Below are 13335 nucleotides of genomic sequence, written 5' to 3'. Positions count from 1 at the left end.
AGTGCCTATGATTGGGCTGCGGTATGTGGTTTTTACTACATGTCGTAATGAACTGGAGAAGTAGTAAGACCTGGAAGCCCCGGCCTAAAGGCGGCTTTGATGAAGGTTTAAAAAAGAATCCCCTGGATTTATCCATGGGGCGAAGTCAAATTGTGCTGCAACAGTGAACGAAATTAAGTTTATAAGCGAATTTTTCGATTGAATGGGCGGATTTCTTGGTTTTATGAGCGAATTATTAGTTGAATGGGCGAATTTCTCTGTATAATGAGCGAATCAAACTTTCGGCGTATCAGCGGATTTTTCAATCAGCGAATATTCCCTTTCTATCAGCGAATCGGCTCCTCCATATTTTTTTCTGAAAAAAGGAATGAACAATGATCGTAGCGAATTGTTTATATTCAGAAGGAGGAAAGATTATGAAACCAATACTACTAGACTTTCCAAATCAATTTTACACAGAAAGATTATTCATTCGCATGCCACTTCCCGGTGATGGTAAAGTGGTGTACCAAGCAATGCAGTCTTCGTTAAATGAACTAAAAGAATGGATGCCTTGGGCCCACCGCGAGCAAACCGAGGAAGATGTAGAAGTAAACATGCGTGAGGCACATGCTAAGTTTATAACTCGCGAGGATTTGAGGTTACATATCTTTAATAGGGAAACAGGAGAATTCATCGGTTCTTCTGGAATGCACAGGATCAATTGGAATATCCCGAAGGTTGAAATAGGTTACTGGATCGATACTCGCTATAGCGGGCAGGGGTATATAAAGGAAGCTGCAGAGGCGATAACGAAATTTGCCTTTACTGAACTCAAAGCAAAACGGGTTGAAATTCGTTGTGACTCAAAAAATATCAAAAGTCGGGCCATTCCTGAACGCTTAGGGTTTACCTTAGAAGGCATTTTAAGAGATGATGAAATGTCTGCGGACAGAAAAGATCTACGTGATACATGTATTTATGCAATAATAAGTAATAATTAATACAGCAAAAGAGTACTGATTTTTCAGTACTCTTTTGCATGAACTTATTGAAAAACTCTAGCTGCAGGGATTTAATCAAGGAAATATCTTTTTAGATAGAATTTAGTAATCGCCAAATATTCGCGGGAATAGGATTTTACCACAGCAATCCATGGTGTTTCTGCTGGGAGTCCCTGTACCTGTAGGCCATAATCACGGGCAATTGAGACTGCCCGATATAGATGAAAATTATTTGTAACCACAAGTCCAAGCTTGGCACCATCGGGAATAAGCTTTTTCGAAAAATTAATATTTTCATATGTATCAGTTGATTGATCCTCTAAGATAATCCGATTCTCGCTAATTCCTTGTTTCTTAAGTTCCCTCTTGATGGATTCAGCCTCGGATATTTCTTCACCAGATCCTTTCCCCCCAGAAGCAATGACGAGTGTATCTTGGTTTTTCTTTAAATAGTCTGCAGCGGCATTTATTCTGCTCGCAAACGCTAAGGAAGGGACGGTTCCTTTTACCCTTGCCCCGAGGACAATCAAATAGTCTGCATTTTTAGGTGTCTCCATGTTACTATATTGACTAATTTTAATTTGTAATTTGCCAATGTAAATTAAACCTAAAGCCACGAAAACTCCCAACAACAAAAACACTCTTTTCTTATTTTTCATGATTTCAAATCCATTTCAAGTTTTTTTCACAACTAATTAAACCTATTATACAAAATAATAGATTAAGTAGGTGTGAAATACTAACATATGTTGAATTTAAAAAAGGACGCTCCCCCAGTCCTTTCCTTTTCATTATTCACAAACCCACGACAGTCCAAGCGTTCCTACCCCAGTATGCACGCCTGCCACAGTAATCAGCATCATTAATTCAGTTTGGATATCAGGGAATGTTTCGTTGACTAATTGTTCAAGCACGGCAGCTCTCTCGATATCATTAGCATGAACGATAGCAACTTTCCTAACATTCGTTGTTTCCAAGTCTGTTTGTAAATTATTTATCAACCAGGAAATCGCTCTTTTTTCGGTGCGAACCTTATCTTTAATCTTAGCGCCACCGTCTTCAATCGCTAAAATCGGCTTTATATTAAATAATGAAGCTAGTATTGCTTGGCCTCCGGATACTCTGCCGCTTTTTTTGAGTTGGTCCAGATTTGAGGGGACTAAATATAAGCGTGTATTGTCGCGTAGTGCATTTAATTCTCCGACAACCTCACCGCTCTCATGTCCTTGTCCTACAAGTTCGATCCCTTTTTTTATTAAAAAAGAAAGAGGGTAGGAACCTGTCATGGAGTCGATAGGAAACAGTTTAAAATCAGCCATTTCTGCTGCCATTACAGAGGTTTGAAACGTCCCTGATAAGAGACTAGAAGCATGAAGAGCTATTCCGTAGTCATAGTCTTCCTTTAACCTTGTATAAAGTTCCACAAAATCACCCAGGGCAGGCTGGGAGGTTTGAAATTTCGAATCCTCATGTTTCATTCGCTCATAAAACTCTTTTTGTGTAATATCTATTGTTTCCTTGTAGGATTCTTGGTTAATTACAATGTTAAGTGGAACTACATGTATATTATTTTGCTCGATAAACTCTTTGCTTAGCGAAGCCGTTGTGTCAGTAATCCATGCAATTTTTGCTGTATTCATGTTAATCCTCTTCCTCCAGCGAAATCTCTTATTTCTATATCATATAATCTCGATATTACTCATTACACATGTTAGTTTTATTCCCTTTGTTTTGATAACTAGATTCAACATTACAAGAAGGAATATTAACCAACAAGTTATATTTGTCATGTTAAAATATGAAAACTTTGTGAAGTTTTTAGGAGAGAAACCCCAAAAAGGACCTAGTTCGAATTGTTCAAAAATAGTAGTCTGTGATTTAAATCACTTATTTTGTGCGTTAAATATCATATAATCACTATGGAAACAGTGAAATATATAGGGAGTGTTAAAAATGTTAGATCAAAAAACAATAGAAATAATCAAATCAACTGTACCTGTTCTAGAAAAACATGGGGAAACAATTACAACTCGATTTTACCAATTGATGTTTGGCAACCATCCTGAATTACTAAATATATTTAATCATGCTAATCAAAAACAAGGCAGACAGCAAAAAGCATTGGCTGGAACGGTATATGCCGCTGCCATGTATATCGATAATCTGGAAGCTATACTTCCAGTAGTGAAGCAAATTGCACAAAAACATAGAAGCCTTGGCATCTTGCCTGAACATTACCCGATTGTCGGAAAACATCTACTGCTAGCGATTAAGGATGTATTAGGTGATGCAGCAACAGACGAGATTATTGACGCATGGGCTCAAGCATATAATGTAATTGCAGATGTTTTTATCAGTGTAGAAGCAGAATTATATGATGAAACTGAAAATCAACAGGGTGGCTGGAACGGCTTTCGTAACTTTAAAGTCGACCGTAAAGTAGTTGAGAGTGAAGTGATCACCTCGTTTTACTTAAAACCAGAAGACAATAAAGGAATTGCCAATTTTACCCCTGGTCAGTATATTAGTATCAAGCTAGAAATAGCAGGTGAAAAGTTCACACATATTCGTCAATACAGCCTTTCAGATGCTCCAGGTAAGGACTATTATCGAATCAGTGTTAAACGCGAATCTGGGACTGAAAATCCAGATGGAATGGTGTCCAATTACTTACACGACGGAGTGAACCAAGGAGATATTTTAAAAGTAAGTGCTCCTGCAGGGGATTTTGTTCTTGATACTAATAAGAATACTCCTGTTGTGTTACTTAGTGGGGGCATTGGTTTAACACCAATGATGAGTATGTTAAAAACAGTCGTTGAAGTCCAGCCAGAACGTAAGGTAACATTTGTCCATGCAGCTGCGAATGGGAATGTACATGCACTAAGAGACGAAGTAGAAGAGATATCAAAGCTTGAAAACGTACATTCCTATTTCTTTTACGATTCACCAACAGAAGAGGATTGCAAGAATAACCGCTTTGATGTTGAAGGCTATGTAACCCGTGAGTGGCTGAAAGAAAATATCACAACCAAGGACGCCGATTTTTATTTCTGTGGACCTGTTCCATTTATGAAAGCTATTAATCGTTCATTAAAAGAATTAGGAGTAAATCAAGAAAGAATTCACTTTGAATTTTTTGGTCCTATGGGGAATTTAGAAGAATAACAGAGAAACAAGCCGATTTCTAATAGAAGTCGGCTTTATTTTTGTAGTGAACTTACGAACAGCCTTTCAAAAATATAAATTTGAAATCTATAAGTCGATAACTATATTAGAGAAGTTTGGTTAAAATACCAATAAGAATTAATGCCATATCAATTCCAAATATCCCTTTTAGGAAAGGAGCAAACATTATTGCATTTTTTAATGACGATTATAAACGAGTACGGGTATCTTGTTCTTTTTCTTTCCATTACACTTGGTATATTTGCACTTCCGATTCCTATGGAAGCAATGTTGGCATATGCAGGGTTTTTATCCTTTCTTGGAAAGCTTAATTGGTTTGGAAGTATACTCGCTTCTGCAGCTGGTTGTACGCTTGGAATGTTGCTTTCCTATTGGGTAGGCTATAAGCTTGGGATTCAATTTTTTGAAAAGCATGGGAAGCGGCTGCATTTAGAGCCAGATCGTTTGAATTCAATTTCAAACTGGTTAAGAAAATATGGCAATAAACTATTAATCATTGCCTTATTTATTCCAGTATTTAGGCATTTTATCGGTTATTTTTCTGGGGTCACTCGTTTACCAATTAGGATTTATACCTTGTATACAGGGCTTGGGTCAGCGATTTGGGTTTCGAGTTTTATCTCATTAGGAAAAATACTTGGTCCTCAATGGGAAGTTTTTTTTGAAATCATAAGGAAATATTTAATTTTAACCAGCGTGGTTCTTATCATTTTAATTGTAATTATTTATGGGATTAGGAAATTAAGGAATGTAGTTATAGAAACAGGAACGAAATAGGAGAACAAATTAAGATCAAAGGAGTCCTCTCAACGGTTCCTTTGATTTTTATTTAGAGTAAATAGTTGTAGAAGTTAACAATTTTCGAACTTTATGTATTTTATACGATATATATGGTCCTTGAAAGTTTGATTCATATCTCAACTATGATTAAATTAAATAAAGAAATGGCCAGAAAGGATGTTATTTAATGAATAAAAATGTCATACGTTCGATCACGGGCATAGCTGTATTATTTTGCCTCCTCTGGCTGATCGGGCTTGGTTGGGCGGTAGGGGAATTTTATGCTGGAAAACCAGAAAAGGTTCCAGAAGCAAAAACCGTTTCCAAGGTGGAAAATAAAAAAGGGTTAACCATCGTGGCGTTAGGTGATTCGTTAACTCGAGGAACAGGCGATGAAACCGGAAAAGGATATGTGGGTGTCTTGATTGATGAAATCAAGGGAAAAACAAAGCGTCCGGTACAGTTGACCAACCTTGGTATCAATGGTCAAAGATCTGGATCTCTAAGGAAGCAAGTACAGGAAACAGAAGTAGGGCGCCAAATTCAAAAAGCTGATATTGTCCTAGTGACGATTGGCGGAAACGACTTGTTCCGCGGGGGGCAAGGCTTAAGCGATTTTAAAGCTGAAGATATTGCTGCGATTGAGAAGAAATACCTGGATAATTTGAAGTTTGTTTTTGAGCAAATACGTAAAAACAATACAAATGCCAATGTGTTTTTCATTGGTTTGTATAATCCATTTATTGAATTAGAGCAGGGAAAAGTGATGTCAAAAGTGGTCCGCCACTGGAATTACGATAGTGCAGAAGTCAGTGCTTCTTTTCCAAAAATCGTGTTTGTACCAACCTTCGACTTGTTTGAGTTAAAAGTGAATGACTACTTATATTCCGACAAGTTTCATCCAAATTCAAAAGGGTATCGTTTAATTGCCGAACGGGTAGCTTCATTGCTTACCTGGTAAGGAGAGGAATTCGATGGAGAAAAAAATTACACTATCTGTAAAAAATCTTAAAAAAGTAATTGGAAAAAAGGAAATTATCAAGGGATTGACTTTCGATTTACGGGAAGGAGAGGTATTTGGCTTCTTAGGCCCAAATGGAGCAGGGAAAACAACGACGATCCGCATGCTTGTTGGATTAATCAAACCCACATCCGGCAGCATTCACATTTGTGGCGCGAATATAGAAGAGAATTTTCAAGAAGCAATGACCAATCTTGGTTGTATTGTCGAGAATCCAGAATTATATCCCTATCTTTCCGGGTATAATAACCTCCTTCATTTTGCCAGAATGCTCGAAGGAATCGGAGAACAACGAATTAAAGAGGTTACTAAACTTGTTGGTTTAACAGAAAGAATTCATGATAAGGTAAAAACCTATTCTTTAGGGATGAGACAACGTCTTGGGATTGCTCAAGCCTTATTAGGGAGACCAAAAGTGCTGATTCTTGATGAGCCAACTAATGGGTTGGATCCGGCAGGAATCCGTGAAATGAGACAATTTATAAGGTTTCTTGCAGAGGATGAAGGCTTAAGCGTCTTAGTTTCCAGTCATTTGCTAAGCGAAATTCAACTTTTGTGTGACCGTGTCGCGATTATTTCAAAAGGGACGATTATACGAACGGATACTGTCCATCAACTGCTAGCAAATCGCGAAAGAGTCGTTTGGCAGGTTCATCCGCTTGAGAAGGGTAAGGAAGTATTAAGTTCGTTAACCAAAATTGATGTAACAGAAGATGGTACCATACTGACAGAATTTAATGAACAAAAGATACCTCTATGGAATAAGCAGTTGGTTGAAGCAGGAATTGCTGTGACTGAAATGAATCGAAAAATGCCAGTCCTGGAAGATTTATTCCTCGAACTTACGGGGGGTGATACGATTGAATAAATTGATTCAAAATGAAATGATGAAACTGATTGCCAAGAAGCGGCTTATTGTTATTGCTATCATTATTGGCGTTCTTGTCATGTTATTTACATATGCACAATATAAACAAGTTCAAACACAACGAGAAAAATTGGGAACTAGTGATTGGCGAACAATTTTACAACAGCAAATTGTTGACACGACCAATCGTTTGAGCAGCAGTCGGATAACCGATGAATGGAAGAAACAACTGCAAATATCCCTGCAACAGCAACAATATTATCTGGATCATGATATTAATCCTTCTGAGCCTGGTGCACCAACGTTTATGAGGATTTTCTTAGAAAACTCGATTGATCTCTTTATTCCATTAATGGTCATGGTCATTGCCAGTGATTTGGTTTCATCCGAGCACAGTTTAGGATCAATTAAACTGCTACTGACGAGGCCGGTCAAACGATGGAAGGTACTCTTAAGTAAATATTTGACTCTTTGCTTAGCCATTTCATTAATTATTGCGATCGCAGGAATCCTTTCTTATTTGATTTCTGGTTTGGTGTTTGGGTACAAAGGCTGGGGAGCACCCATTTTAACAGGCTTTAATGTGACCGAAACAGGCTTAAATACTTCAGAAGTCAAACTTATGGGGCAATGGAAATTTTTATTAATGGACTTTGGACTGGTCTGGTTTGTCTCTATTGTCGTCGGTACCTTATCCTTTATGCTGTCGGTTTTGATTCGCAGTACGGCTGCCGGCATGGGAGTCATGCTTGCCTCTTTAATCTCAGGAGCTATATTAACGAACATGGTATCCTCCTGGGAATCTGCCAAGTACTTTTTTATGGTTAATTTACGGTTAACCGATTATATGAAAGGAACAGCACCTCCGATTGAAGGCATGGATCTTTCATTTTCCATCCAAATCCTCTTTGTGTGGTGGGCAGTTGCTTTATTCGTTTCATTTTTTGTCTTTACTAGGAGAGATGTCTATTAGAGAAAGCTATTTCCGTGTTTGCGGGAATAGCTTTTTTATTGGGTGCGTTAAAGGTCATAGTTGATTTTAAAGCCTACGTTGATTGGAGCGTAAGGCGCGAAGACTCCTGCGGGAGGGGACGGGGCAGGGGAGACCCCGGAGGCTCCACGGACAGCCCGCGAACCGCACGCGCCTGGAGTGGAAATCAACAGCCCAGTTTAACCGATTAAAATTAAAAAAGTTCCAACTTGAAAGAATATTATAAAATTAATAAAATATTAGAGAGGATAATTGACAAATGGAGGAGTGTCTATGTCATTTGCAATAAAAAAGATCGATCATATTCAACTTGCTGGCCCAAAGGGCTGTGAAGAAACCGCGAGGGAATTTTTCAATGGAATTCTGGGATTAATTGAAGTTGAAAAGCCAGCAGAATTAAAGAAACGCGGCGGGGTTTGGTTTGAATTTGGGACCTTTCAACTTCACATTGGGGTAGAGGAACCATTTTCACCAGCTAAAAAAGCACATCCTGCATTAGTGGTAGAAAATATCGAGGCTTTAAAAGGTCATCTACGTGAAAAGGGAGTTTTGTATACAGAGGACGATCTACTTCCAGGGGCGAGCAGAATTCATGTACATGATCCGTTTGGCAATCGACTTGAATTATTAGAATGGCTCTAGAAATTCCTTTGAGATATAAAAACAGCTCCACTCCAGAAATTTGGAATGGGGCTGAATGCCTTAAATTGGGGGATTGAAGGCACATTTCTTAGGGATGATTCTATTCAATTTCCAGCAGGGAGAGGGGACACCAGCCGGAAGGAAATATGCATAAATAATTTTAGGTTTTACTGTTTCACAGTAACTTTCACTGGTTCTCTACTTACACCAAAGTGTTGCTTGAGTATTAATGAAGGACCGCCAAGATTAAACAGGTAGCGGGCTTCAATGACTAGTTTCATAAAGGCCCCAATTAAGCCAGAAAAACGAACATGCCCCACTTTGCCAACGCCAGCAGAAAGTCCAATCGAAGCAACAGAGCCTTTGTGGTGATATTCAAAGGTGGTTAATGATTCACCGCGAAGTGTACAACAATATTTTTGCACAAACAGGCGATTGTTGCAAGCCTACTTGTGCAGTCGGGGCCAGGGCAGAATTATCATCCTTCATGAATAAAGAGCAGTCCCCGATACTAAAAACATTTTTCGTGTTCTTAACGCGAAGATAAGAGTCGACAGCGAGTTTGCCTTTTTCAATTGGTAACCCCCATTTTTGAACATTTTACATGAGGATTATAAAAAAATAGAGCGAATGCTCTTGTTATCTTGTGAATTATTTCACATATATTCTCTGTTTTTAGAATACAATAATACAAATAGAATCTCAAGTGTTTTATAACTAAATATTTGTCAAAATGGTAAATTTTTTTTGACGAACTGGGAATGATAATTCCGTACCATTAAAAAAGGTTTATTTTACTAATTAAAAGAATAGGAAGGAGATAATTATGAAGTTTAAAATGTTACTTTTATCATTAGGATTAATATTGTCTGTGCAGGGAGTGGCTGCAGCAAACCAGACGGTGCCTGACACCAATAATGGAGAGCAAAGGGAAAAAGCACCTTGTAATTGTAAAGAGGGCAGAGAGCATCATATGATGCATAAAGATTGGCAAGCAAAGATGGCGGAAAGAGAGAAAATGCTTCTATCATGGGTAGACCAGTATACTCCAGATAAAAAAGGCGAGTGGACAACAGTCCTTGCGGAAAAGAAAACACTAAGTAACCAATGGATGAGTCCTGAAAATGCTGAAAAACGTGAGAAATGGAAAAAAGAAAAAATGGCGAAAATAGAAGAACTAAAAAAACAATTTGATGCAGGTAAGTTAACAAAAGAGGAATTTATAAAACAGGCACATGGCGGAAAAGAAATGTCACATTGGAGGACATTCCATGAATTAAGGAAAGCCGTTGAAAAGAAAGACAACAAACAGGCCGTGTTACTTCTAAATCAACTGTTAGATCAAACAAAACAGCATAATCAAAAAATCAAAGAATTACTGAAAAAGTAATGAGCTTCTATCGAAAAACTAATTCAGAGGGATTAGTTTTTTCTTTGTTTAAACAGTTCAATCTTCAATTATTCAACCTATTCATAATGACAAGATGTCAATAATTACTGCTGTTAAAATAACTTAATAAAGGGAATAGTTAAGAATGATTAATTCCGAGGAGGTTTGAAATGAGAAGGAAAAATTTAATGATGACCACCGTTGCACTAGGTGCTGCATATTTACTTCGTAATCCAAAATCCAGGCAAAAATTAATGAATCAATTTCAAGCATTTACTAAAAAATAATCCAAAAAATAAACATCCCCTCAATCCGTTGATGGGGATGTTTTTTGGATGTTTATAATGATGAAAGAAATTACCTATGATTGACAACAATAATTCATAAAACTTATTTTTTTAAACTAATTGTTTCTTGTTTAGTCTCTTTGATTTCCTCTTTTATCTCTTCCTTTATATCGTCAGCAATTCCGTCAGTCGCTCTTTTAAATTCGCGAATCGATCTGCCAAAAGCACGGCCAACTTCAGGAAGTTTGTTTGGACCGAAGACGACCAAGGCTACGATTAAAATCAAAATTAATCCTGGTACTCCAATATTAGAAAACATATTTACATCTCCTAGTGATGAATGCTATATAACTAGTGTCTATTATACCTTTTTTATCTTTAATTGTACAAAATTCGAATGGAATAGAAAAAAACGGTGAAACACTGCACCAGTTTGAATATTCCTATTGAATTAATTCTGATTGAACGTAATGATATAGCAGCTTTGACGTGTTATCAATGGATGATTCGTGTGTCCGCTCGAATGCATGTGATGAATCGATGCCAGGTCCAATTAGACCATGGACAATATCATGACCCGAGCGGATCGCTGCTGACGCATCTGAGCCATAAAAAGGATAGATATCTAATTTGTATAGGATATTGTTCTCTTTTGCTAGTCGAACTAAGTTTTTTCTCAACTCAAAATGATAGGGTCCACTTGCATCCTTCACACAGATCGAAACAGTATACTCATCTGTCGATTGTCCGTCGCCGATTGCTCCCATATCAACTGCTAAATACTCAACCGTTTCTGGAGTAATATTCGAATTTCCCCCGTATCCGATTTCCTCATTATTAGAAATTAAGAAATGGGTTGTATAGGGTAAGGTAATATTGTCTGTTTTAATTTGCTTTATTAATTGCAGAAGTATGGCCACACTTGCTTTATCGTCCAAATGGCGGGATTTAATGTAGCCGCTTGGTGTTACTTCTACACGTGGGTCAAATGAAACAAAATCACCGACCTCAATTCCCAATGCACGAACATCCTCCGCAGTATGTACATTCTCATCAATTCTAATTTCGATATTTTCCTGATTTCGCTCAGCTTTGCCAGCATCTTTATAAACATGGACTGAGGTTTGGTGCATCAAAATGGTTCCAGAATATTTTTTGCTGCTGCTGGTTTCGATTTGGCAATATTCTCCTTCAATCGAGTTATATTTAAATCCGCCAATTAAGTCAATTTTCAAGCGACCATTTGACTTTACTTCCTTTACCATCGCACCGAGAGTATCCACATGTGCCGTAAGCATGCGGTGCTTACTTGAATCACTACCCTCAATTGTGGCTATTAAACCGCCTTTACGGTTTCTATAGGTTTTAATTTGTAACTCAGCAAGGTAATTTTCAACAAAGGTAATCACTTCATTTGTGTTTCCTGATGGGCTTGGAATGGATACCAAGTCAGTGATTAATTTTAACGTTTCTTGTGGATTTATAGTAGGCAAAGCAAATACCCCTTTCTGTTTTCTTTCTCTAATATTATACATAATTACGAAAATGATGTGTCTAGATACGATTATTATCAACTTTTCCTTAGGTAATGCATAGGTTAACAAGTATTAAAATTTTTTTAATAGGAATAAAAAATAACGGTATGGGCATGAATGGAACTATTCTAACTATTTAAAAAACTAATTGAACAAACACCAATGGGAGGAGAAAAAGTTGACCAGAGCCGAATTATACCACTCCAAGCCTAAGCAATCATCCTTTAAGGGTCTATTTTTTTTCATATTAGCTTGTATTGTATTAACCGCCGGTTTTTTTGTTTTTCGTTATTTCTATCAAAACACAATTCGAATTGAAGCACCAATTGAAAATCCGGGACCAAAGGTGGTTATTCATCTTCCAAACGGACAAAAGGTCTATACGTATGAGAATCTAATTTTTGAAAAGGATGGGAAAACCTATTATAAGGGTGAGCGCAACACGATTGATTTAACAGGGGGAACTGTTGACTTTGAAGAGTGGAAATAAAGTAGAAGTCAAGAAAGACTAGCAGCAGCTAGTCTTTTTACTTAAACCAACCTTTTTTCTTAAACCAGAGCGACATGCCGATCGCTACAAGAATCATCAGCCCAATAGTTGCGAAATATCCATATTTCCATGTCAACTCAGGCATATAATGAAAGTTCATCCCATATAGACCTGCAATAAAGGTGAGCGGCATGAAAATCGTGGTAATAACGGTAAGGACCTTCATTACATGATTTGTTTGGTGTGAATTTATCGAAATATAACTATCCCTGATGTCCGTGGTAAGTTCACGGTTTGCCTCAATCATCTCTGTTAATTTAAGCAAATGGTCATGAATATCAGAATAGTATTCCCTTTTACCCTGAATCGAAGTCATTCGCTGTGAATTTAAGACCCTGTATATAAGATCGCGCATCGGTGTAATAGTATGCCTCAATGATAGAAGATGGTGCCTTGTATCAAATAAATCTTCGAGCAATGCCTCCATAGATCTTCCTTTTGAATTCTCATCAATTTCATTTAACCGATCCTCAATTAGATAGACAAGAGGGAAATAATTATCGACCATTTTATCAAGAACAAGGTACAAAATATGGGATGGCTCCCACTCTTCAACGTTGGTTGATAAAGTAATTCGCTTCCAAACCTCATCAATTTCAGGTGAAAAGTTATGATGAAAAGTAATTATGTAGTCTTTGCTAAGAAAGAAATCAATTTCTTCCCTTGTAAGCATCTGTTGATTTAGTGCTTGCGTAACCAAAAAAGTGTAGTCTTCATAATAATCCAGCTTTGGTCGCTGTAAAGTATGGACACAATCCTCAATAGCAAGTGGATGAAAGGAGAGAGGGGTCCTTAGGAATTCAATTTCTTCGGTGGTTGGCTGCCCAAAATCAATCCAGTACCATAGAAAATCTCCTCTTATCAGTTCCTCAATTGAAAGGTCTGGTTTCAATTGGTTAGTTTGGGATATCGCAATTGTTCTAATCATGTTAACTCCTTAGTTCGTTCAATTATCATTCCATAAAATGATTATTATGTATAACTTTATCATAACTTTTAATGGTCAATTTTCAAAATTATATAAGGAGTTTCCCTGACTTTATAGTCCATTTCGAAAATGAGAGATTTAATGGACTATAAAGAGGCATTCTAATAGCAG

15 protein-coding genes are annotated in these 13335 nt (G+C 37.3%); 9 read left to right on the top strand and 6 right to left on the bottom strand.

What is annotated here, in order from left to right:
- The first annotated feature begins 416 nt into the window (after positions 1–416).
- Positions 417–983, top strand: a complete 567-nt coding sequence (locus COE25_RS21380; protein WP_098934036.1) for a GNAT family N-acetyltransferase — start codon at positions 417–419, stop codon at positions 981–983.
- A 71-nt stretch (positions 984–1054) separates the two neighbouring features.
- Here the strand turns inward: COE25_RS21380 and COE25_RS21375 are convergent, their stop codons facing one another.
- On the bottom strand, positions 1055–1642 hold the full coding sequence (locus tag COE25_RS21375; protein ID WP_098934035.1) for a YdcF family protein: 588 nt from the start codon (positions 1640–1642) through the stop codon (positions 1055–1057).
- A gap of 132 nt (positions 1643–1774) precedes the next feature.
- Positions 1775–2623 (bottom strand): DegV family protein, encoded by an 849-nt coding sequence (locus COE25_RS21370; protein WP_098934034.1) that lies wholly within the window; start codon positions 2621–2623, stop codon positions 1775–1777.
- 313 nt (positions 2624–2936) lie between these two features.
- On the opposite strand from COE25_RS21370, the gene hmpA reads away from it, so the two are divergent.
- The 6 genes from hmpA to COE25_RS21340 all read left to right on the top strand — a co-directional run bounded on the left by hmpA (position 2937) and on the right by COE25_RS21340 (position 8474).
- Entirely contained in the window at positions 2937–4151 is a 1215-nt protein-coding gene (gene hmpA, locus COE25_RS21365; RefSeq protein WP_098934033.1) for an NO-inducible flavohemoprotein, read from the top strand.
- Positions 4152–4340: 189 nt separating this feature from the next.
- Entirely contained in the window at positions 4341–4949 is a 609-nt protein-coding gene (locus COE25_RS21360) for a DedA family protein (RefSeq protein ID WP_179195777.1), read from the top strand.
- 190 nt (positions 4950–5139) lie between these two features.
- Complete coding sequence (locus COE25_RS21355; protein WP_098934032.1) at positions 5140–5913, top strand: SGNH/GDSL hydrolase family protein; 774 nt, start codon at positions 5140–5142, stop codon at positions 5911–5913.
- A gap of 13 nt (positions 5914–5926) precedes the next feature.
- Entirely contained in the window at positions 5927–6841 is a 915-nt protein-coding gene (locus COE25_RS21350; RefSeq protein ID WP_088086819.1) for an ABC transporter ATP-binding protein, read from the top strand.
- Positions 6834–7814, top strand: coding sequence for an ABC transporter permease (locus COE25_RS21345; RefSeq protein ID WP_088086820.1), 981 nt, complete (start codon positions 6834–6836; stop codon positions 7812–7814). Before COE25_RS21350 ends, COE25_RS21345 begins: the two co-directional genes overlap by 8 nt.
- Before the next feature lie 291 nt (positions 7815–8105).
- Positions 8106–8474, top strand: a complete 369-nt coding sequence (locus tag COE25_RS21340; RefSeq protein WP_098934031.1) for a VOC family protein — start codon at positions 8106–8108, stop codon at positions 8472–8474.
- A 167-nt stretch (positions 8475–8641) separates the two neighbouring features.
- On the opposite strand, the gene COE25_RS30945 is transcribed toward COE25_RS21340, so the two are convergent.
- Positions 8642–8899 (bottom strand): hypothetical protein, encoded by a 258-nt coding sequence (locus COE25_RS30945; protein ID WP_180247562.1) that lies wholly within the window; start codon positions 8897–8899, stop codon positions 8642–8644.
- A 401-nt stretch (positions 8900–9300) separates the two neighbouring features.
- On the opposite strand from COE25_RS30945, the gene COE25_RS21330 reads away from it, so the two are divergent.
- On the top strand, positions 9301–9864 hold the full coding sequence (locus tag COE25_RS21330) for a hypothetical protein (RefSeq protein WP_098934030.1): 564 nt from the start codon (positions 9301–9303) through the stop codon (positions 9862–9864).
- A 390-nt stretch (positions 9865–10254) separates the two neighbouring features.
- Here COE25_RS21330 and COE25_RS21325 read toward each other — a convergent pair whose 3' ends face one another.
- Positions 10255–10470, bottom strand: coding sequence for a twin-arginine translocase TatA/TatE family subunit (locus COE25_RS21325; RefSeq protein ID WP_098934029.1), 216 nt, complete (start codon positions 10468–10470; stop codon positions 10255–10257).
- A gap of 124 nt (positions 10471–10594) precedes the next feature.
- On the bottom strand, positions 10595–11686 hold the full coding sequence (locus COE25_RS21320) for a M42 family metallopeptidase (RefSeq protein ID WP_098934052.1): 1092 nt from the start codon (positions 11684–11686) through the stop codon (positions 10595–10597).
- A gap of 178 nt (positions 11687–11864) precedes the next feature.
- On the opposite strand from COE25_RS21320, the gene COE25_RS21315 reads away from it, so the two are divergent.
- A complete protein-coding gene (locus COE25_RS21315; protein WP_098934028.1) occupies positions 11865–12176 on the top strand; it encodes a hypothetical protein in 312 nt (103 codons plus the stop codon).
- A 37-nt stretch (positions 12177–12213) separates the two neighbouring features.
- Here COE25_RS21315 and corA read toward each other — a convergent pair whose 3' ends face one another.
- On the bottom strand, positions 12214–13164 hold the full coding sequence (corA, locus tag COE25_RS21310; RefSeq protein ID WP_088086825.1) for a magnesium/cobalt transporter CorA: 951 nt from the start codon (positions 13162–13164) through the stop codon (positions 12214–12216).
- Between the last annotated feature and the right edge of the window lie 171 nt (positions 13165–13335).

It is taken from the genome of Bacillus sp. AFS031507 (genome assembly GCF_002584635.1).
Classification (GTDB): Bacteria; Bacillota; Bacilli; order Bacillales; family Cytobacillaceae; genus Neobacillus.
This window is presented reverse-complemented; position numbering and strand designations above follow the sequence as displayed.